The following is a 21046-nucleotide window of genomic DNA, read 5'->3' as shown; positions in this document are numbered from 1 at the left end:
GCTGTTCCCGGTAGCGCGGGGGCTCGTCCGCACCCGCGAGCCTCTGCGGGGCGGCCGTCCGCACGCTAGGCCGCCGGCCCTCCTGCCGCCGCCTTTCCGCTCAGCGCCTCCAGATCGCTCTTCCGTACCCGGATCACCACCAGCGCGATCAGCAGGGCGAGTCCTGCCATGGCCACCGCGGCGAGGAACGCGGTCGAGATGCCCTGGGAGAGCACCGCGTGACCCCAGCTCCCGGGCAGCTCCTGCGTCTTGGCGAACTCCGCCTTCTGCTCCGGAGACGCCTGGGCCAGGAACTGCGGAACCTGTTTCTCCGCCTCGTTGCGGCTCGCCGTACCGAAGACCGTGACCAGAATGGAGAGCCCCAGCGAACCTCCCACCTGCTGGCTCGCGTTGAGCAGGCTGGAGGCGGCCCCGGCCTCGTGCTGGGCGACTCCGGAGACCGCTGTCAGCGTGAGGGTCACGAAGTTCAGCCCCATACCGAAGCCGAAGATGAGCATCGGGCCCAGAACGCCGGAGAGGTAGCTGCTGTCGGGGGATATGAACGTGAGCCAGAGCAGGCCCACGCCGGTGAACGCCGAGCCCGTGACCATGAACGGCTTGGGTCCGAGCACCGGAAGGAAGCGTTGCGAGAGCCCTGCTCCCACGATGATCGCGACGGTCACGGGAAGGAACGCCAGGCCCGACTCGATGGGGCTGTACGCCAGCACGTTCTGCACGAACAGCACGATGAAGAAGAACATGCCGAACATGGCCGCGGCCAGACTGAGCATGATCACGTATGTTCCGGAACGGTTGCGGTCGGCGAACATCCGCAACGGAGTGATCGGTTCCTTGGCGCGCATCTCGATGAGGACGAACGAGGCGAGCAGGATCACCGCGGCGCCGAACGAAGCCAGGGTCACGGAGTCCCGCCAGCCCTCCTCGGAGGCCCGGATGAACCCGTACACGAGCGAGGTCATGCCAAGGGTCGAGGTCAGGGCGCCCGAGATGTCGAAGCGGCCCGGATGCTTCTCGGACTCGTTGATGTACAGCGGCGCCAGGACAGCGATCAGTACGCCGATCGGCACGTTGACGAAGAAGACCCAGCGCCAGTCGAGCCATTCGGTGAGCAGCCCGCCCGCCAGCAGACCGATCGCCCCGCCCCCCGCGGACACCGCGGCGAAGACGCCGAACGCGCGGTTGCGCTCGGGACCTTCCGGGAACGTGGTGGTGATCAGGGCCAGTGAGGTCGGTGAGGCGATGGCTCCACCGATGCCCTGGAGCGCCCGCGCCGCGAGCAACTGCCAGGGCTCCTGGGCGAACCCGCCCAGCAGCGAGGCCAGCGTGAAGACCAGGATGCCCGTCATGAAGACGCGGCGGCGGCCGAGGATGTCTCCCGCCCGCCCACCGAGCAGCAGCAGACCGCCGAAGGTGAGCGTGTAGGCGCTGAGGACCCAGGAAAGATCGGTGGTCGAGAAGCTGAGCGCATCCTGGATGTGCGGGAGGGCGATGTTGACGATCGTGGAATCGAGCACAACCATCAACTGGCAGGCGGCGATGACGGCCAGGGCGATCCCCGGGCGCCCCTGCCTTCGAGCCGCGCCCGGTGCGTTCTGTGCTTCTAACTGAGAGGTTGTCACTATGGGTCCCCCACAAGTGAATTAGTGAACGGATCCGTTCACTGTCGCGTCAACGTTAGTGAGTCCCCTTGAGTGAACGCAAGCGTTCACTGAATCCTTCGTTGGTGTGCCGTGTCCGTATCCACCGTCCCGGCCGGGGCCTGCTCAGTCCCGCGCCGATCCGTTGCGACGCCCGCTCTGCCACTGACCGCCCGGTCCCGAGCACCGGTCGGCCGGCATGGGCGTACCGACCTGTTCCGATGGAGAGAAACTCATGGTTACTTCGCGATCGGCAGCCGCCGCCCGGCAGCCGGTGGTGTCCCTGAGGCGCCGTGGACCCGTGCTGGAACGCGCGATCCTCGATGCCGCGCTGGAGCGGCTGAGTACGGTCGGCTGGAGCGGGCTGACGATGGAGGGCGTCGCGGCCGGCGCCCGGACCGGCAAGGCCGCGATCTACCGTCGATGGTCCTCCAAGGAGGACCTGGTCGCGGAAGCGCTGCGCAGCGCCCTTCCGGCGATCGGTGACGCGCCGGACCACGGGAACATCCGCGAGGACCTCTACCAACTGTGCTGCGGGCTCCGTGACGCCATGCTCTCCAAGCCGGGATCCGCGCTGCGCGCCGTCCTTCACGAATGTGATGCGAATACGGCGGAACGCTTCCAGTCGGTGATCCTGAGCGGCGTGATCGGGCCGACGACCGCTCTCATCAGAGAAGTGGTGAGCAGGGGGGTCGACCGCGGTGAGGTACGTGCCGATGCGCTGCGCGGGATGGCCTTCGACGTCATTCCCGCGATGATGATGTATCGCAGCAAGGTGTGCGGAAGCGAATGGACCGACGGGGACATCGCCGACCTGATCGATCAGGTCGCGGTCCCGTTCTTCAGTGCCGGCCCCCGTTGAGCGTGCGCCGCCGAGCCCTGCGGCCGGGCTGGTGCGAGCGCTTCCCGTCTCCGTCCGGTGACCCGGAGCCGGACGGAGACGGCCCAGGTACGCCCCGGGGTGTTCTCCGCGCCCCCATCGGCGTACGCTGGCTGGCGCCATGCCGTACGAACCACCCACGCACACCGTCGAGCGCTCACTGCGCGCCACCACCGGTGCCAAGACCGTCGCCGGTGTCGACGAGGTCGGACGCGGAGCGTGGGCGGGACCGGTCACCGTGTGTGCCGCGGTCACCGGCCTCCGTAAGCCTCCCCCCGGACTCACCGACTCCAAGCTGATCAGCCCGAAGCGCCGTGCGGAGCTCGCGCCGCTGCTGGAGCGCTGGGTCACTGCGTACGCCCTCGGCGACGCCACACCGCAGGAGATCGACGAGCTCGGAATGACCGCAGCCCTCCGGCTCGCCGCCGTGCGGGCCCTGGAAGCGCTGCCGGTACGGCCCGACGCGGTGATCCTGGACGGCAAACACGACTACCTGGGCCTGCCCTGGCAGGTGCGCACGGTCATCAAGGGCGACCAGTCATGCATCGCGGTCGCCGCGGCCTCGGTGATCGCGAAGGTCCGCAGGGACGCCGTGATGGCCGAACTGGGCGCGGAATCCGGTGAGTACGCGGACTTCGCCTTCGACGCCAACGCCGGTTACCCGTCCCCTGTGCACAGGGCCGCGCTGGAGGAGCAGGGCCCCACGGCCCATCACCGCCTCTCGTGGTCCTACCTCGACGCGCTGCCCAGGTGGCAGCACCTCAAGAAGGTCCGCTTCTCCGCCGAGGCGGCCGCACTGGAAAGCGGGGGCCAGCTCGGCTTCGACTTCTGATCGCGCACATGTGCCCACCCGCCGACGCTTCGCGCGTCGGCGTTTGATAGACAACCACCCATGCCTCTCATCCCCGAGGAGCCTCAGATTCACGAGAGCGTCCAGGGTCCCCGCGCCACCACGGCCACCGGCCGTACCGCGTCGACCCCTCGTCCCGTACCCGGTCCGCGTTCCGCGGCCATGCCGCGCCCCGGTCGTCCGGGTCCCGGCCCCGCGAGGCCCGCGCCCCCGGCGCCGCGCCCGCACTCCACCTCCGGCCAGCCCCAGGCGGCCCGTCCGGAGAATCGTTCCGCACCTCAGCTCCAGGTGATCCCCGCCGCGGCCGACGGTGCGCTGGATGCCGCCGACGAGGCGGTGGATCTGCTGCTCGACTCCGGTCGCGCGCCTGCAGACATCCTGGTGCTCACCACCGGTGAACAGCACCCGTGGGCGACGCACGAGCTCTCCTTCGGCGAGGCCGCCTACTGGGCCCAGCACGAAGCGGGCGAGGACGTGTTCTTCGCCGGTGCCGCAGCGGTGGACCGGCTGAAGCCGCGGCCGGTGGTGATCATCGCGGTCAACGGTGCCGACGACGAAACCGCCGAGCGTGCACTGATGGCGGCACAGGGTCGCGCCGGAGCCCTGCTGATCGTCTGCGGCGATCCGCAGCGGATCAACGCCGTGCTCGGCGCGGGTGTCTGAGCCGGAGCGCATGTGACGTAGCGCCGGGCACGCGTGTCCGGGCCGGAGCGGATCGATGATGTGATGCGTTCCGGCGCGGACAGGCGTGACGCGCTCCGGTCCGGACAGATGCGGTGCGCTCCCGGACAGATGCGGTGCGCTCCGGCCCGGACGCCGGAGCCGTCCTTGCCCAGAGGCCCCGGTCGCCGGAGACGTGCTGTCGGGCCGTGGTGACCCGGCTGCCCGTGAGGGTGGCCGGGCCCGCGGCCCGGAACAGCGAGTCGCCCGCGGCCCGGATCAGCGAGCCGCGGTGCGGTGCAGGGCCTGGACCGCACCGCCGCCGGTGCGCACCGGGCCGGGATCCTGGTCCAGCGCGGCGTCGGCAAGGGAAGCCGGCTGCGACGTTGAGTTGGGGCGACGGCCGCCGCGCCCCTCCCCGAGCACCTGCCAGCCGCCACGGGTCAGCGTGATGTACGCGCCGCACCGCAGCCCGTGCAGGGTGCAGGCATCCCGCAACCCCCACATCCAGGCCCCGTCCTCCTCCGTCCAACGCTCGTCCCCCTCGCGGCAGTAGAGCAGTACCGCGGTACGCACGGGGGTGCGGCGGCGAAGATCGTGTGGAATCACCCGGCGCAGGTGCGCCAGCAGGGCGTTGCGGAACTCCCAGCCGTCCGCCGTCACCGAACGACGGGCGAACGAGGCGCTGGCCGTCAGACGTTCCTCGTGATCGAGCACGGCGACGACCGCGGTCTGCGGGGTCGGCCGATGCCTTGAGTGCAGACCGCTGACCACCTCGCGCGGGCTGCGCAGCAGCGGTATGCCCGCTGCCGCCCACTCGGCCGGTTCGAGCATTCTGGCAAGGCGGTTGGCGGAGTCTGTGGCCGGCGACATCGAAGTGGCTGCGGACGGAGCGAATCCGAAGGTCACGGTCCTCCCTTCGCATACGCGCCCACGATGCGGGCAGAGTCGAGTGAGGGCGCGCCGCGGCACAGCCCTTCCGGGCCCGCGAAAAGACCGTGCGGGGAGCGAGACCAATTCTTCCTGGCGTATCGGCGGGCGGCAACGAGCAATTGGCACAGCTGACGGTAATCAGCTGGAATGACACGGATATCCCTGCCCAGTCCGGCACCGGATGACGCCACCCGTCACGCCTGAACAGCGAGGACCAGCGGAAACACGGCGCCCGCCCCGGCCCGCCGCAGGAGTCGGGCCGCCACGGCGAGGGTCCAGCCGGTGTCCGAGCGATCGTCCACGAGCAGGACGGGCCCTTCTGCCGCTGCCAGGGCCTCGGCCAGCTCGGGCCCCACGACGAGTCGCTCGTGCAGTGCCCGGACCCGCTGGGCGCTGTTGGTCTGAGAGATCCGGGCACCTTCGGCTCCCGGGGCGTAGCCGACACTGCCCAGCAGGGGCATGCGTCCGACCTCGGCGATGCGGTTGCCGAGTGACTCGATGAGCTGGGGCCTGCTGTGGGAGGCCACGGTGACGACACCGACCGGCCTGGGGACGGCGTTCACCGCGCCGGCCGCCCAGCCCCCCGGGCCCCGCGCCCAGTCGGCCAGCACGGTCACCACGGCTCCGGCCACGTCGTCCGGCACCGGAGCGTCGGGCGACTGCGCGGCCAGCAGGGGGCGGAGCCTGTTGCCCCAGCCGATGTCGGAGAGGCGGCCCAGCGCCCGGCCGGTGCCGGACAACTCGCCTGCCGGGATCCGCCCCTTGAGGTCGACCCCCACCGCGGCGAGACCGGTCGGCCACATCTTGCGGGGCTCCACCTCGACGCCGGGGCGGCCGAGCTCGCCCCGCGCGGTGTCCAGGGCGGTCGTGGAGACGGCGTCGTCGAAGCGGGCTCCGGCACAGTTGTCGCAACGTCCGCAGGCCGTCGCCTCCTCGTCGTCCAACTGCCGGCGCAGGAACTCCATCCGGCAGCCGTCCGTCGTCGCGTAGTCGCGCATCGCCTGCTGCTCGGCCGCCCGCTGGCGCGCCACCCAGGCATACCGCTCGGCGTCGTAGATCCAGGGCTCGCCCGTGGCGATCCAGCCGCCCTTTACGCGACGGACCGCTCCGTCGACGTCGAGCACCTTGAGCATGGTCTCCAGGCGAGTGCGCCGCAGGTCGACCAGGGGTTCCAGAGCGGGCAGCGAGAGCGGGCGCCCAGCCTGGGCGAGCGCGTCGATCGTGCGCCGGACCTGTTCCTCCGGGGGGAAGGCGACCGACGCGAAGTACTGCCAGATCGCCTCGTCCTCCTTGCCCGGAAGCAACAGCACCTCGGCGTGTTCGACGCCGCGGCCCGCACGGCCGACCTGCTGGTAGTACGCGATGGGAGAGGAGGGCGAGCCCAGGTGGACGACGAAGCCCAGGTCGGGCTTGTCGAACCCCATGCCCAGCGCGGAGGTCGCCACCAGGGCCTTGACGCGGTTGGCCAGCAGATCGTCCTCGGCCTGCTGCCGGTCGGTGTTCTCGGTACGGCCGGTGTACGAGGCGACGGTGTGCCCGCACTGACGGAGGTACGCGGTGATCTCCTCGGCCGCCGCGACCGTCAGGGTGTAGATGATCCCGGAACCGGGGAGCTCCTTGAGGTGGTCGCCGAGCCATGCCAGCCGGTGCGCGGCATTGGGCAGTTGCAGCACACCGAGGCTCAGGCTCTCCCGGTCCAGCGGGCCGCGCAGGACGAGCGCGTCCGTCCCCACGCCGGTGCCCAGCTGTTCCGCGACGTCCGCGGTCACACGGGCGTTCGCGGTGGCGGTGGTCGCGAGGACGGGCACGCCCGCGGGCAGATCGGCGAGCATGGTCCGCAGCCGTCGGTAGTCGGGCCGGAAGTCGTGGCCCCAGTCGGAGATGCAGTGCGCCTCGTCGACCACGAGCAGTCCGGTCGCGGCGGCGAGCCTGGGCAGGACCTGATCCCGGAAATCCGGATTGTTGAGCCGCTCGGGGCTGACGAGCAGCACATCCACTTCACCGGCGGCCACCTCGGCCTGCACGGTGTCCCACTCCTCGGTGTTGGACGAGTTGATCGTTCGCGCACTGATTCCGGCCCGGGCCGCGGCCGCCACCTGGTTGCGCATCAGCGCCAGCAACGGGGAGACGATCACGGTGGGCCCGCTGCCCTGCGCGCGCAGCAGGGAGGTCGCGACGAAGTACACGGCCGACTTTCCCCAACCGGTCCGCTGGACGACCAGTGCTCTGCGCTTGTCGGCGACGAGTGCTTCGATGGCCCGCCACTGGTCCTCGCGCAGCCGGGCAGTGCCGGAGGCGTCCCCGACGAGTCGTGCCAGTACGGAATCGGCCGAAGCCCTGAGCTCTGCACGGTCTGCGTTGGTCATACCCCCATGCAACCCGATGGGTACGACAAACCGCGAACGACCGCGCGGTCCCTGTGGATAAGTTATCCACAGGGGGTCGCGGAAATTGTCCGCCCGGGGGACGGTCATCCCATGAACAAGCACCACGAATCCACCGGACCGTCCGACGAGCAGCAGATCACCTTGCGAGGGCCCGCCGAGCTGGCCGACGCCCTCCCGTATCTCATGGGGTTCCATCCGAACGACAGCGTGGTCATGGTCGCGCTGCACGGCGGTCGCGGCCGTTTCGGCGGGCGCCTGAGGCTCGGGATCCCGCAGTCCGCGCACGAGTGGCCTCCGGTTGCCGAGCAGCTCGCCGAGTGCCTGATCAAGGGGAGTGAGCGGCGCGGCGGGCGCCCCGACGCGATCGTGCTGTTCCTCTGCCAGGATCCGGCCGAAGGAGAAACGGGCAGCCAGACCATGGAGCGGCTTCGGCCCTTCGCCCAGCGGTTGCGAACCGCCTGCGGGGCGCTGGACGTGCCGGTACTCGAAGCACTCTGCATCTCCGGCGACAGGTTCTGGTCCTATGTCTGTCCCGACGCCCGCTGCTGCCCGGCCGAGGGGAATCCCCTGGCCATGCAGGGCACCTCGGTGATGGCCGCGGCAGCGGCGTACGCCGGCATCCAGGTGCGGGGATCGCTGCGCGAGATGGAGTCCAGGCTCGTGCCCCGGCCGAGTGGGGGAGGCGGGGAGCAGCAACGGGCGCTGGATTCGGCCGGGTCCGCTCTGGTGCCGAAACTCCTCGACGAGGAGAGCCGCAAGGAGGTCGGCGGCGCGACCCTGGACCTTGCCCGGCGCCTCATGGAGCGCCTCGGACAGGCCCCGGCGTCGACGCCTTCGCTGTCCGACTTCAACGACGACCGGCTGATCAGCCATGAGGAGGCGGCGGCGGTCATTCTCGGGCTTCAGGACCGGGAGACCCGGGACAGGGCCGCGGAGTGGATGGAAGGCCCGGAGGCGCAGTCCGCGCTGAGGCTGTGGCGGGCACTCGCGCGCCGGTGTGTCGCGCCGTACGAGGAGCATGCGGCGGCGCCGCTCACCCTGGCGGGCTGGGTCTCGTGGTCGACCGGTGACGAGCCGGCGGCGCGGGTGGCTCTGGGCCTCGCCCTGCGGCTGGATCCCGGGTACACCTTTGCCCAGCTGCTGCACGAGGCCTGCAACCAGGGCCTGGATCCGGAGACGCTGCGGCGCTGCCTGCGCGGTGAGCGCAGCACGCGGACGGTGCGACGCGGCCGCGGTACGGGACGGGTCGCGGGGGCCCGTTCCGTACGGGTCCAGGCTGCCGGGCGGCGCCGGACGCGGCCAGGCTCCGCCCGTCCGGGTACGTCCCCCGGCCGGCGTCGGACCGGACAGCTGCGCAGTCAGGGCCGGCGCGGGACGAGGACCGGACGATGAGCGCGGTGCGGTGGCGGATTCCGGCACCGCACCGCCGGTCCGCCGGACGCCGTGACCGACGAAGAGGGGCGCGAAGGGAGTGTTTATCGTCAGGCAGACGACTATGATCACGGCATGCCGCCCTACGACCCGTCGACCTTCCCGCCCTTCGCTGTCACCGTCGACCTGGTCGTGCTCACGGTGCGTCGTCACGCGCTCTGTGCCCTGGTGGTACGCCGAGGTGAGACGCCGTTCCAGGGCAGATGGGCGTTGCCCGGCGGATTCGTCAGGGCGGATGAGGACCTCGGTGCCGCAGCGGCACGCGAGCTCGTCGAGGAGACCGGGCTGTGTGCGCACGACCCGGCGACCCCGGCGGTCGGCAATGGGGCCCACCTCGAACAGCTGGCCACGTACGGCGACCCCGCGCGCGATCCGCGTATGAGGGTCGTCAGCGTCGCGCATCTCGCGCTGGCCCCTGATCTGCCCGCTCCGCGGGCGGGCGGTGATGCGAACAGCGCGCGCTGGGCACCCGTCGAAGACCTGCTCGGGCCGGAGGGAGGCTATGGCAGGGACGGGGAAAGCCAGGCTCCGCTGGCCTTCGATCACGCCCGCATCCTGGCCGACGGCGTGGAGCGGGCCCGCTCCAAGATCGAGTACTCCTCCCTGGCCACCGCGTTCTGCCCGCCCACGTTCACCGTCGGTGAGCTGCGCCGGGTGTACGAAGCGGTGTGGGGTGTGGTGCTCGATCCGAGGAACTTCCATCGCAAGGTGACGGGCACGCCCGGATTCCTGGTGCCCGCCGGTGGGACGACCACCAGGCAGGGCGGCCGTCCCGCCCAGCTGTTCCGGTCGGGTTCGGCTACGGTGCTGAACCCGCCGATGCTGCGGCCCGAGGTCTGACCGGACAGTTCGGGCTTGCTGTTGCTCTGCGTAGGACCTCGCGGTTCCCTGCAGGCGGAGCAGGCAGCGCCACAGGTGCCGCAGTACGGGTCCACGGGAACGCCATGGGCCCAGCCTTGAGCGAAAAGTCCGATATGTCGGGTTATCGTGCTGCGGTACCTCTGCCGTCGAGCGGCCTCACCTCCTGCGAGAGAAGCGATGCTCCAGGCCATCGGACTCACCAGCGCCCGCCACCGCGGACTTCCGCCCGCCGTGGACGACCTCACGTTCGAAGCGGGATCCGGCAGCGTGACCGCGCTGCTGGGCCCACCCGGATCAGGCAAGACCTCGGCCCTGCGCCTGATGCTGGAGATCGCGCCGGGGCGTGGCGTCACGTACTTCCGGGGCAGACCGCTGCACCGTGTGGCTCATCCGGCCCGCGAGGTGGGCGTGCTGCTCGGGGACGTGCCGGGGCACCCTGCCCGCACGGTCCGCGGGCAGCTGCGCATGCTCTGCGCCGCTGCGGGAGTGCCCGCGACCAGGGCCGACGACGTGCTGGATGCCGTCGGTCTCGTCGGGCTGGGGGACCAGCGCATCGGCACGCTCTCCCTGGGCATGGACCGCAGGCTGGCCCTCGCTTCGGCGTTGCTGGCCGACCCGCACACCCTGATCCTCGACGAACCCGCCGAAGGTCTGGGCGCCCGGGAGGCGGACTGGCTGCACGGAATGCTCAGGTCCCATGCCGACAGGGGCGGAACGGTCCTGTACACCACGCAGGATCCCAAGGAAGCCGCGCGGTCGGCCGGTCATGTCGTGACCATCGACTCCGGGCGCCTCGTCGCCGATCAGGAAGCCGCAGACTTCTCCCGTACCCGGCTGCGCCCCCGCGTCGCGGTCCGTTCCCCGCATGCTGCCCGCCTGGCCGCGATCGTCAGCCGGGAGGCCCGTGCCGCCCGGCGCTCCGTCGAAGTCGTCACCGAGGCGAGCAGCAGCCGGCTCTCCGTCTACGGCAGCAGCTGCGCGGAGATCGGGGACACGGCATTCCGCCACGGACTTCCCGTTCATCAGCTCGCCGACGAGGTGGGCGACACCGGACCCGCGTCCCGCCCCCGCGACAACGGCCTCCCGGGCGACGGTCTACGCGACAACAATTTCCCCGGCGACGCACCCCCCGGCGACGCTCTCCTCGACAACGGCCTCCCGGGCGACGGCAGCGGCGCTGCCGCGGATGCCCGCCCTGCCACGGGCGACGGTGCGGTCGCCGCCGCCTCTCGGCGTCCCGCAGGCGGCGCCGCCCAGGCTGCTGTCCCGGCCGGGGCGCAGTTGCCGCCACGGATCAGGCGGCGCCCGGCCCGTGGCCCGCTGCGCCCGGTGCGATATGAACTGCGCCGCCTCTTCGGCGTCCGGACCACGACCCTGATCGTCGCCGTCACCCTTGTCGCCTCGGCTGCGGTGTCCGTAGCGCTCGCCCGTAACGGCCGTGCCCCGCTGCCGAACGTACTGGTCGCGTGGCCCTCGCTGTTGCCACTGCCACCCGCCGCGCTCGGCGCAGGGCTGCTCGGGGCCCTGTCCTTCGGTGACGAGTTCCGTTACCCCGCGCTCGCCGCCGGCCGTGGGACCGTTCCCCGAAGACTCGGGCTGCTGCTCGCCAAACTGGCCGTCTCGGCGGGTGTCGCACTGTCGCTGGGGTTGATCGTCGTGCTGGTCTCGGCCGAATCCCTCCGTCTCGTGTACGGAGGGGACTTGCTCCAGGTGCCTTCGAATGTGATGTCGCTGGCCGTGAGTTGGTCGGGCCTGACCGTCGGCTGTGCCTGGGCCGGGTTGCTGGCCGCCGGAATCTTCCGCGTGACGGCGGCGGGCGTCGCCGCCGTACTTGCTGTTCCCGTGCTGATGGTTCCGCTCATCGAGGCGGTGCCGAAGGCGCCGACCGCCCGTTCGGTGAGCGGACTTCCGGGCCGGCTCAGGGAACTGACCTGGCTGCAGTGGCCGCATGAGGCGGACCGGTGGGTGCTGGCCCTGGTGAGGGTCGTGGCGCACCCGGTGGGGACCGCACTGACCCTGTCGTTGTCGGTCCTTGTCTGCGCGTATCTGTTCACGAGCCTCCGCGGCAGAGTGCGTTGGTGATCGGCGAAGGACATCTGAACCTACCGAGAGCCACAACTCCATTGAAAATGCCCGTTTTATACCATTAAGGCGTCAATTGGGAGGCGGGTGCCGATCACCCTTTCGTGTGCTTTTCACCAAAGACCTCAAGGGGTGGCTGAGCCGCGCCGACAAAGGATGCGTGAGTACCCTTGCGCACACCATGATGACCGCCGCCCGCACCGCCGACACCGGCCTCGCCGGCCCGGGCGAACTCGACCGATACACCCACGCGGACGCGCCGGCCGGCGAGCGTGCCGCCGCGCGGTCCTGGGGGGACCCCGACACCGAACTGGGCCGTGTGGGCCGGCGAGGGTCGGCCAGCCGGGGCCGAGGCCTGCACGGCCAACTTGTTCAGCAGTTGGGTCAGATGATCGTTTCCGGTGACCTCGGCGCGGACCGGCCCCTGGTGCCGGAGGAGATCGGCCAGCGATTCGAGGTCTCCCGCACCGTTGTCCGGGAATCTCTGCGCGTGCTGGAGGCGAAGGGCCTGGTCAGCGCCCGGCCCAACGTGGGCACCCGGGTCCGCCCCGTCAGTGACTGGAATCTGCTCGACCCCGACATCATCGAATGGCGTGCGTTCGGCCCGCAGCGTGACGACCAGCGTCGCGAGCTGGGAGAGCTCCGGTGGACGATCGAACCCCTTGCCGCCCGGCTGGCCGCCGGTCACAAGCGTGACGATCTTCAGCAGAGGCTCGGGGACATGGTCGAGATCATGGGGCACGCACTCGGGCAGGGAGATGTGATCACCTGCGCCCGTGCCGATGCGGAGTTCCACTCCTTGCTCATCCAGGCCGCGGGCAACCGCATGCTGGAGCACCTCTCCGGCATCGTGTCGGCGGCGCTCCAGGTCTCGGGCGGCCCGGTCACGGGCTGTGACCGGCCCAACGAGGCGTCGCTCGGCCACCACGCCCGCATCGTCGACGCCCTGGCGACCGGTGACGCGGCAGGTGCCGAAACGGCCATGCGTCAGCTCCTCGTCGTTCAGGTGGAGCGAGTGGTGCCGGCGCCCCGCGAGCGCGAGCACTGACAGCGGCGCGGTCAGGGTGTACGGGCCATGTGTCGTCGGACCTTCGTGGTCCGGCGGCACAATTGTGGAGAGATGTCACCCCTGGTCTCCTTCGTCGCAAATGAGGTGTGACTCGGGCCACGCGGATTGGGCGTAACACTCCTCGAAACAGCGCGATGACTTAAGAGGTGACCGCCGCGGAAGGAATACAGCAGCCGTTCAGTGCGCTGTGCAGTTCTGAGGCCTAGCCCGCGCCGTCGGTACATTCCCAGCCCGACGGTCGTCGGTACCAGCCCTCTCAGGGCAGGGCCGGAAGCCGTTTCCATCGTTCCGAGAGGTTGTTCGTGTCGGCCAGCACATCCCGTACGCTCCCGCCGGAGATCGCCGAGTCCGAATCTGTCATGGCGCTCATCGAGCGGGGAAAGGCTGATGGGCAGATCGCCGGCGATGACGTGCGTCGGGCCTTCGAGGCTGACCAGATTCCGCCAACCCAGTGGAAGAACGTTCTGCGCAGCCTCAACCAGATCCTCGAGGAAGAGGGTGTGACGCTGATGGTCAGTGCCGCGGAGCCGTCGAAGCGCGCCCGCAAGAGCAGCGTCGCAGCGAAGAGCCCGGTCAAGCGCACCGCCACCAAGACCGTCGCGGCCAAGACGACCGTGACGCGGACCGTCGCGGCCACCGCCGCGTCGGCCGAGACCGTGGACGCGGTGGCCGACGACGCCGCTGCGGCCGCACCTGCGAAGAAGGCGGCAGCCAAGAAGACGGCTGCCAAGAAGACCGCCGTGAAGAAGACGGCGGCGAAGAAGACCGCGTCCAAGAAGGCCGGCAAGCAGGACGACGAGATCCTCGACGGCGACGACGCAGCCGAGGAAGTCAAGGCCGGCAAGGGTGAGGAAGAGGAGGGCGAGGGCGAGAACAAGGGCTTCGTCCTCTCCGACGACGACGAGGACGACGCACCTGCGCAGCAGGTCGCCGTCGCCGGCGCCACGGCCGACCCGGTCAAGGACTACCTGAAGCAGATCGGCAAGGTCCCGCTCCTCAACGCCGAGCAGGAGGTCGAGCTCGCCAAGCGCATCGAGGCGGGTCTGTTCGCCGAGGACAAGCTGGCGAACTCCGACAAGCTCGCTCCCAAGCTCAAGCGCGAGCTGGAGATCATCGCCGAGGACGGCCGCCGCGCCAAGAACCACCTGCTGGAGGCCAACCTCCGTCTCGTGGTCTCGCTGGCGAAGCGTTACACCGGCCGCGGCATGCTCTTCCTGGACCTGATCCAGGAGGGCAACCTGGGTCTGATCCGCGCCGTCGAGAAGTTCGACTACACCAAGGGCTACAAGTTCTCCACGTACGCCACCTGGTGGATCCGTCAGGCGATCACCCGCGCCATGGCCGACCAGGCCCGCACCATCCGTATCCCGGTGCACATGGTCGAGGTCATCAACAAGCTCGCGCGCGTGCAGCGTCAGATGCTTCAGGACCTGGGCCGTGAGCCCACCCCGGAGGAACTGGCCAAGGAACTCGACATGACCCCCGAGAAGGTCATCGAGGTCCAGAAGTACGGCCGCGAGCCGATCTCCCTCCACACCCCGCTGGGTGAGGACGGGGACAGTGAGTTCGGCGACCTGATCGAGGACTCCGAGGCGGTCGTTCCGGCCGACGCGGTCAGCTTCACGCTCCTCCAGGAGCAGCTGCACTCGGTGCTCGACACGCTGTCCGAGCGTGAGGCGGGCGTGGTCTCCATGCGCTTCGGCCTCACCGACGGGCAGCCGAAGACGCTGGACGAGATCGGCAAGGTCTACGGCGTGACGCGTGAGCGCATCCGTCAGATCGAGTCCAAGACGATGTCCAAGCTGCGCCACCCGTCGCGTTCTCAGGTCCTGCGCGACTATCTCGACTAAGTCGCTCAGCCACTCGGCAGGCCGAGGGCCCGGATCCCCCAGGGGGATCCGGGCCCTCGGCCTGTGCGGGTGCGGGTTGCGGTCAGCGGAATGACTCTGGGTAGGCATGGTCCATCACAGAGTCAGGAGTACGCATGTCCCGTACCGTCGTCCGCACCATGACCGGGGCGCTCGCCCTCACTGCCGCAACGGCTGTGATACCGCTCGTCTCGCCTGCGCCGGCAGTCGCCGACAGCATCGTCATCGGCGGCCAGCCCGCTCACGTCAAGGACAGTCCGTGGGTGGTGGCCCTCTCCAGCCGTGACCGGTTCGGTGGTACCCGCGCCGGCCAGTTCTGCGGGGCCGTCGTGGTCGGGCCGAAGAAGGTCCTGACGGCCGCGCACTGCCTGAGCCGGGAGGCGCTGGGTGTCGATGTCGGCCAGGTGCGGGATCTGCGGATCATCTCGGGCCGGGACGAGCTGAACGGCACCGACGGCAAGGAGATCGCGGTGAGCGGGACCTGGGTCAACCCCGGTTTCGACGCCGCCACCAACAGCGGGGACGTCGCGGTGCTCACGCTCGCCGAGGCGTTGCCCGAACAGGGTGTGATCCCCATGGCCGGGGCCGGTGACTCCGCGTACGCCGCGGATACTGCCGCCGTGGTCTACGGCTGGGGCGACACGACCGGTAACGGTGACTACGCGTCGTCGCTCCGGTCCGCGAAGGTGAGCGTGCTCCCGGACAGTTCGTGCGAGCAGGCCTACCCCGGAGGCCGCAACGGCACCTACGACGCCTCCGCGATGCTCTGCGCGGGCGAACCCCAGGGCGGCCACGACGCCTGCCAGGGAGACAGCGGAGGGCCTCTGGTGGCCCAGGGGAAGCTGGTCGGCCTCGTGTCCTGGGGGAACGGCTGCGGGCTCCCGGGCAGCCCGGGCGTCTATACGCGGATCTCCGCCGCCATCGAGTGGATGGAGGGGGCAGCCTGACCGGCGCGGGCTGAGCGGGTGCGAGAACGGGCGGCTCCCCGGCTGGGGAGCCGCCCGTCGGCCGGTGCGGGACCGGCCCCTGGCTCGTCGTGGATGCGAGGTGTCAGTGTTGTTCCTCTTCGGCGGCTTGGGCCTGCACGGCCGTGAGTCGGTCCGTCTCATCCTGTATTTCCGCGGCGATCTTCTTGAGTTCCGGCTCGAACTTGCGACCGTGGTGGGCGCAGAAGAGCAGTTCACCGCCGCTGATCAGGACGACGCGCAGGTATGCCTGGGCGCCGCAACGGTCACAGCGGTCTGCTGCGGTCAGCGGGCTCGCGGGGGTCAGAACAGTAGTCACGTCGCCTCTTCTCTAGCTCGACGAGCTGTCGTACCAGGGTCAACATCCAACCAGGCCGAAAACGTTCCCGCTCGTGGCATTTCTTCGAAACTTCTTCTCAGGATGGCTGTCTGTTGCCGGTTCGCGGCGAATGTGCCGTATTGCGTGGCGCTACGGTTTCGCGTTGCTTGTCTTGGTCGGTCCCACCGGCCGGCTTGCCGGTTTGTTCATGAGGACGTGCCCGGAGCCTAAATGGTTCATGCCTGGAAGGGAACGTGATGTGCACGTCACTCCAAGGAGGGATCGAACGTGTATGCGAGGCTGGACTAGTGTGAGCGTTCTCCGAGGGTGGCGTTACACCCGCTCTACCAGGCCTCGGTACCCTCTCAGCGGCGACCGAAGCCGAGCCCGTTACCCACTGGGCCCCAAATGAAATTCAGCGAGGAGCGAACCGCGTGACCGCCGATACGTCCGTGCCGTCCACTGCGCTGCTGACCGGAGCAGACCGAGACGGTTCCAACTACACCGCGCGGCACCTGCTCGTACTCGAGGGGCTCGAAGCGGTTCGCAAGCGCCCCGGCATGTACATCGGGTCCACCGACAGCCGCGGCCTCATGCACTGCCTCTGGGAGATCATCGACAATTCCGTCGACGAGGCCCTGGGTGGTTACGGTGACCACATCGAGGTGATCCTGCACGAGGACGCCTCCGTCGAGGTCCGTGACAACGGCCGAGGCATCCCGGTCGACGTGGAGCCCAAGACGGGGCTCTCCGGCGTCGAGGTCGTGATGACGAAGCTGCACGCGGGCGGAAAGTTCGGGGGCGGCTCCTACGCCGCCTCGGGCGGTCTGCACGGCGTGGGTGCCTCCGTCGTCAACGCGCTCTCCGCGCGGCTGGACGTCGAGGTCGACCGCAATGGCTCGACCCACTCGATCAGCTTCCGCCGTGGCGTTCCCGGCATCTTCACGGAGCAGGGGGCGGAGAGCCCGTTCGATCCCGCCAACGGGCTCCGCAAGACCAAGCGGATCCCGAAGGCCCGTACCGGCACCCGCACGAGGTACTGGGCCGACCGGCAGATCTTCCTGAAGGAAGCCAAGCTCAACCTGGACACGCTGTACCAGCGCGCGCGTCAGACGGCCTTCCTGGTGCCCGGCCTCACCCTCGTCGTCCGCGACGAGCGGGGGATCGACGGCGCACCCGTCAGCGTGGAGACCTTCCACTACGACGGCGGCATCAGCGAATTCTGCGAGTACCTGGCCCAGGACAAGGCGGTCTGCGACGTCCAGCGACTGACGGGACAGGGCAGCTTCAAGGAGACCGTGCCGGTGCTGGACGAGCGTGGCCACATGATCCCGACCGAGGTCACCCGCGAACTCGGCGTGGACATCGCGCTGCGCTGGGGCACCGGATACGACACCGTCGTCAAGTCCTTCGTCAACATCATCGCCACCCCCAAGGGCGGCACCCATGTGTCCGGTTTCGAACGCTCGGTGACCAAGACGGTCAACGAGGTGCTCCGGTCCGCGAAGATGCTGCGTGTCGCCGAGGACGACATCGTCAAGGACGACGCACTGGAGGGCCTCACCGCCGTCGTGACCGTACGGCTGGCGGAACCGCAGTTCGAGGGGCAGACCAAGGAGGTGCTGGGCACCTCCGCGGCCAACCGGATCGTCGCCAACGTCGTGGCCAAGGAGCTCAAGGCATTCCTGACCTCCACCAAGCGGGACGCGAAGGCCCAGGCCAGGGCGGTTCTGGAGAAGGCGGTGGCAGCCGCCCGCACCCGGATCGCCGCCCGGCAGCACAAGGACGCGCAGCGTCGCAAGACGGCTCTGGAGTCCTCCTCGCTGCCGGCGAAGCTCGCCGACTGCCGCAGTGATGACGTGGAGCGCAGCGAGCTGTTCATCGTGGAGGGCGACTCCGCGCTCGGCACCGCCAAACTGGCGCGGAACAGCGAGTTCCAGGCGCTGCTGCCGATCCGCGGCAAGATCCTCAACGTTCAGAAGGCATCCGTCTCCGACATGCTGAAGAACGCCGAGTGCGGGGCGATCATCCAGGTCATAGGAGCGGGGTCCGGACGGACCTTCGACATCGACGCCGCCCGCTACGGCAAGATCGTGCTGCTGGTCGACGCCGATGTGGACGGGGCCCATATCCGCATCCTGCTGCTGACGCTGTTCCAGCGGTACATGCGTCCCATGGTCGAGGCGGGGCGGGTCTTCGCGGCGGTGCCCCCGCTGCACCGGATCGAGCTGGTCCAGCCGAAGAAGGGCCAGGACAAGTACATCTACACGTACTCGGACAACGAGCTGCGCCAGCGGCTGCTGGAGCTCCAGCGGAAGAACGTCCGGTACAAGGACTCGATCCAGCGCTACAAGGGTCTGGGCGAGATGGACGCCGACCAGCTGGCGGAGACGACGATGGACCCGCGCCACCGCACGCTGCGGCGGATCAACATCGGCGACCTGGAGTCGTCGGAGAAGGTCTTCGACCTGCTGATGGGCAACGAAGTGGCGCCCCGCAAGGAGTTCATCACCAGCTCGGCGGCGACGCTGGACCGTTCGCGCATCGACGTCTGAGTCCGCGTTCTCCCCGGCATGGCGCCGGATCGAGCCGTTGTCTCCACCCACGGGTGGAGGCAACGGCTCCACCCGTGATCCACCCCTCGGCCGATCTGCAGAGCGGTCCGTTTCCGTAGCGTCGGATTGTCAGCACTTTCCGCAACTCGGAGGCGCCCATGTCCGGGCTCGTCAACGTCCTGGTGATCGTCGCGGTCATCGCTCTCGTCGTGGTGCGCCAGTGCTCGGCGCAGCGGATCTCCGGCGACCGCCGCTGGTGGGTACTGCCGGGAGTACTGCTGGTCATGGCCCTGCGCGAGCCCGGACTCGTGGATCCGCACCATGAAGCGCTGTCGGTCGTCGTCCTGGGCGCCGAACTGGCCGTGGGTCTGGTCACCGGTGCAGGCTGGGCCTGGACCACCCGGCTCCGGCGCGCCGAGGACGGGACTCTCTGGGGCCAGGGCACCAGGGCGACCGCTTACGTCTGGTGCGCGGGCCTGACGCTGCGAGCGGGCTTGTACGGGCTTGGCGCGGCCATGGGCATCCATCGGGGCGCGCCCGCCCTGATGATGGCTCTCGCGGTCACCTTGCTGGTGCGCAGCGGCATTCTGGCCCGCCGGGCCGCGGAGATACCGGAGCCCTGCCGTGGATCTGCCGAGGGCCTGACCTTCGGGCCGACGTGGAAGGACCGTGTGTGACAGCCGCTGCCTGGACGAGCTGGCCGTCGAAGGAGGCGCTCGCGCGGGAGACCCGTCCCCGGTCGCGGACCGTCATCAGCCGGTTGGTACGGACGGTCGGGCTGATCACCCTGATGCTCTGGGGGACTTTCACGGATGGACCGTTCGGCCCGTGGGAGATCGTGGCCGGCGTCGTCGGAGTGGCAGGATGCGCCGCGGTCGCTGTGGCCTTCTTCCGGACCAGCCTGGAGAACCGCCTGTGGCCCTCGCTCGGCCTGCTGCTTCTGCTGATGCTTGCGGCGTTCGGGGCGCAGCAGGCGGGGGCCGAGGTGCCCGCGACGGTGCTCTGGTGCGGCTGCGCAGTCACGGCCCTGGAGCGGCTTCCACTCCGCGCGGGTGTCCCGTCCACAGCGGTGGCGCTCATCGCGTACGCCGTGGTGAACACCGACGACTGGCTGACCACGGCCGTGACCACGGCAGGGCTCTGCCTTGCGGGGTACGTGCTGCGTCTGGACGCCGAGGCCCGTGGCAGCGCGCAGCGCCTTCTGGCACAGGAACGCGCGGCACGAGTGGCGGAGGCCGAGACGGCGGCGCTGGACGAGCGGTCCAGAATCGCCCGGGAGATCCATGACGTACTCGCGCACAGCCTTTCCGCCCAGTTGGTGCACCTGGAGGCGGCGCGGCTGCTCATCGAGAGGGAGCCGGCCGGAGACTTCCGGGACGAGGTCCTGCAGCGGGTGGTCGCGGCCCGTTCCATGGCCCGTGAGGGGCTTGCGGAGACCCGCCAGGCGCTCTCTGCCCTGCGCGGGGAGGTGGCGCCCGTGGAGGAGTTCCTGCGGCAGCTGGTGGGGGCCGAGCCGGTCGAGGTCAGGGTGGAGGGTGAGCGGCGGACGCTGACCGCCGAGGCCTCGCAGACGGTCCGGCGCGTGGCGCAGGAGGCACTTACCAATGTGCGCAAGCACGCACCGGGGGCCAGCGTGCTGATCAGGCTGGAGTATCAGCCGGACGCCGTTGCCCTGGACGTGAGTGATTCGGGTGGGGGCGGCGCCGGGGGAGAGCTGTCTGTCAGTGGCTCCGGCTACGGTCTGCTGGGGATGAGGGAGCGGGCTGAACTGCTGGGCGGCAGTCTGGAGGCCGGTCCCGGCGAGGAGGGGTTCGTGGTGAGTCTGCGAGTGCCCGCGTGACCGCGCGGGTAGTGGTCGCCGACGATCAGTCGGTGGTGCGTGAGGGGATCGTCATGCTGCTGGGGCTGCTGCCCGGGATCGAGGTGGTCGGTTCGGCGAAGGACGGGGAGGAGGCCGTCGCTCTTGTGGCCGAGCACGCCCCGGACGTTGTCCTGATGGACCTGCGGATGCCCCGCTGCGACGGGGTGGAGGCGACGCGCCGCATCCGCACGGAATTCCCCGGCACACAGGTCGTGGTGCTGACGACCTTCGACGACGACGACTCGCTCTTCCCGGCGCTCCGGGCGGGAGCTCGCGGGTACCTGACGAAGGACGCGGGGGGTGACGAGATCGTGCGGGCCGTCCAGGCCGTGCTCTCCGGAGAGGCGGGGCTCTCGCCCGCCATTCAGCGCCGTCTGCTGGAACAGGTCACCGAGGGGCCACTTCCGCGGGCGGTGAGCGATGTGCCGGAGCTGCCTGACGGGATGACTCCCCGTGAGGCCGAGGTGCTGGTTCTGATCGCCGACGGGATGTCCAACGCGGAGATCGCCCGGAGCCTCCACATTTCGCAGGCCACCGTGAAGAGCCACATCAACAACCTGTTCGCCAAGGCCGGGCTCCGCGACCGGGCCCAGGCGGTCCGCTATGCGTACGTTCGAGGGATCGCACAGCCGCCCGGGACAACCTTCACCTGAAGAGGTGAAGTCCGGGGAATGAAGTGCCCGGGATC

General features: G+C 69.7%; 17 protein-coding genes. 13 read left to right on the top strand and 4 right to left on the bottom strand.

What is annotated here, in order from left to right; all coding sequences use genetic code 11:
* Nucleotides 1–65 precede the first annotated feature (65 nt).
* The gene (locus tag OG959_RS07705) at nucleotides 66–1619 is read right to left on the bottom strand and encodes an MFS transporter (RefSeq protein ID WP_326657441.1); all 1554 of its coding nucleotides are present in this window, start codon (nucleotides 1617–1619) and stop codon (nucleotides 66–68) included.
* A gap of 253 nt (nucleotides 1620–1872) precedes the next feature.
* Here OG959_RS07705 and OG959_RS07700 point away from each other — a divergent pair, with 253 nt between their 5' ends.
* The 3 genes from OG959_RS07700 to OG959_RS07690 all read left to right on the top strand — a co-directional run bounded on the left by OG959_RS07700 (nucleotide 1873) and on the right by OG959_RS07690 (nucleotide 4030).
* Nucleotides 1873–2499, top strand: coding sequence for a TetR/AcrR family transcriptional regulator (locus tag OG959_RS07700; protein ID WP_326657440.1), 627 nt, complete (start codon nucleotides 1873–1875; stop codon nucleotides 2497–2499).
* Nucleotides 2500–2638: 139 nt separating this feature from the next.
* Nucleotides 2639–3349 (top strand): ribonuclease HII, encoded by a 711-nt coding sequence (locus tag OG959_RS07695; protein WP_326657439.1) that lies wholly within the window; start codon nucleotides 2639–2641, stop codon nucleotides 3347–3349.
* A gap of 60 nt (nucleotides 3350–3409) precedes the next feature.
* On the top strand, nucleotides 3410–4030 hold the full coding sequence (locus OG959_RS07690) for a hypothetical protein (protein WP_326657438.1): 621 nt from the start codon (nucleotides 3410–3412) through the stop codon (nucleotides 4028–4030).
* 276 nt (nucleotides 4031–4306) lie between these two features.
* Here OG959_RS07690 and OG959_RS07685 read toward each other — a convergent pair whose 3' ends face one another.
* Complete coding sequence (locus tag OG959_RS07685) at nucleotides 4307–4936, bottom strand: hypothetical protein (protein ID WP_326657437.1); 630 nt, start codon at nucleotides 4934–4936, stop codon at nucleotides 4307–4309.
* Between the two features lie 218 nt (nucleotides 4937–5154).
* Complete coding sequence (locus OG959_RS07680) at nucleotides 5155–7326, bottom strand: RecQ family ATP-dependent DNA helicase (RefSeq protein WP_326657436.1); 2172 nt, start codon at nucleotides 7324–7326, stop codon at nucleotides 5155–5157.
* Nucleotides 7327–7437: 111 nt separating this feature from the next.
* Between OG959_RS07680 and OG959_RS07675 the strand changes: the two genes are divergently transcribed.
* From OG959_RS07675 to OG959_RS07650, 6 genes are all read left to right on the top strand, one after another.
* Complete coding sequence (locus OG959_RS07675) at nucleotides 7438–8739, top strand: DUF4192 domain-containing protein (RefSeq protein WP_326657434.1); 1302 nt, start codon at nucleotides 7438–7440, stop codon at nucleotides 8737–8739.
* Between the two features lie 114 nt (nucleotides 8740–8853).
* The gene (locus OG959_RS07670) at nucleotides 8854–9618 is read left to right on the top strand and encodes an NUDIX hydrolase (RefSeq protein WP_326657433.1); all 765 of its coding nucleotides are present in this window, start codon (nucleotides 8854–8856) and stop codon (nucleotides 9616–9618) included.
* A gap of 198 nt (nucleotides 9619–9816) precedes the next feature.
* Nucleotides 9817–11721, top strand: coding sequence for an ATP-binding cassette domain-containing protein (locus tag OG959_RS07665; RefSeq protein WP_326657431.1), 1905 nt, complete (start codon nucleotides 9817–9819; stop codon nucleotides 11719–11721).
* A gap of 181 nt (nucleotides 11722–11902) precedes the next feature.
* Nucleotides 11903–12769, top strand: a complete 867-nt coding sequence (locus tag OG959_RS07660; RefSeq protein ID WP_326666268.1) for a FadR/GntR family transcriptional regulator — start codon at nucleotides 11903–11905, stop codon at nucleotides 12767–12769.
* A gap of 323 nt (nucleotides 12770–13092) precedes the next feature.
* Nucleotides 13093–14640, top strand: a complete 1548-nt coding sequence (locus tag OG959_RS07655; protein WP_326657429.1) for an RNA polymerase sigma factor — start codon at nucleotides 13093–13095, stop codon at nucleotides 14638–14640.
* Between the two features lie 134 nt (nucleotides 14641–14774).
* Entirely contained in the window at nucleotides 14775–15605 is an 831-nt protein-coding gene (locus OG959_RS07650) for a S1 family peptidase (protein WP_326657428.1), read from the top strand.
* 103 nt (nucleotides 15606–15708) lie between these two features.
* Here the strand turns inward: OG959_RS07650 and OG959_RS07645 are convergent, their stop codons facing one another.
* The gene (locus OG959_RS07645) at nucleotides 15709–15942 is read right to left on the bottom strand and encodes a DUF7455 domain-containing protein (protein WP_024489001.1); all 234 of its coding nucleotides are present in this window, start codon (nucleotides 15940–15942) and stop codon (nucleotides 15709–15711) included.
* A gap of 434 nt (nucleotides 15943–16376) precedes the next feature.
* Here OG959_RS07645 and OG959_RS07640 point away from each other — a divergent pair, with 434 nt between their 5' ends.
* From OG959_RS07640 to OG959_RS07625, 4 genes are all read left to right on the top strand, one after another.
* The gene (locus OG959_RS07640; protein ID WP_326657426.1) at nucleotides 16377–18497 is read left to right on the top strand and encodes a DNA gyrase/topoisomerase IV subunit B; all 2121 of its coding nucleotides are present in this window, start codon (nucleotides 16377–16379) and stop codon (nucleotides 18495–18497) included.
* A gap of 158 nt (nucleotides 18498–18655) precedes the next feature.
* Nucleotides 18656–19174 (top strand): DUF1453 domain-containing protein, encoded by a 519-nt coding sequence (locus tag OG959_RS07635; protein ID WP_326657425.1) that lies wholly within the window; start codon nucleotides 18656–18658, stop codon nucleotides 19172–19174.
* A complete protein-coding gene (locus OG959_RS07630) occupies nucleotides 19171–20337 on the top strand; it encodes a sensor histidine kinase (RefSeq protein WP_326657424.1) in 1167 nt (388 codons plus the stop codon). Before OG959_RS07635 ends, OG959_RS07630 begins: the two co-directional genes overlap by 4 nt.
* On the top strand, nucleotides 20334–21011 hold the full coding sequence (locus OG959_RS07625; protein ID WP_326657423.1) for a response regulator transcription factor: 678 nt from the start codon (nucleotides 20334–20336) through the stop codon (nucleotides 21009–21011). Before OG959_RS07630 ends, OG959_RS07625 begins: the two co-directional genes overlap by 4 nt.
* Nucleotides 21012–21046 lie beyond the last annotated feature (35 nt).

Origin of the sequence: Streptomyces sp. NBC_00385 (assembly GCF_035917155.1) — a bacterium.
Classification (GTDB): domain Bacteria; phylum Actinomycetota; class Actinomycetes; order Streptomycetales; family Streptomycetaceae; genus Streptomyces; species Streptomyces poriferorum.
Note: the sequence above shows the minus strand (reverse complement) of the source record. Positions and strands in the feature narration are given on the sequence as shown.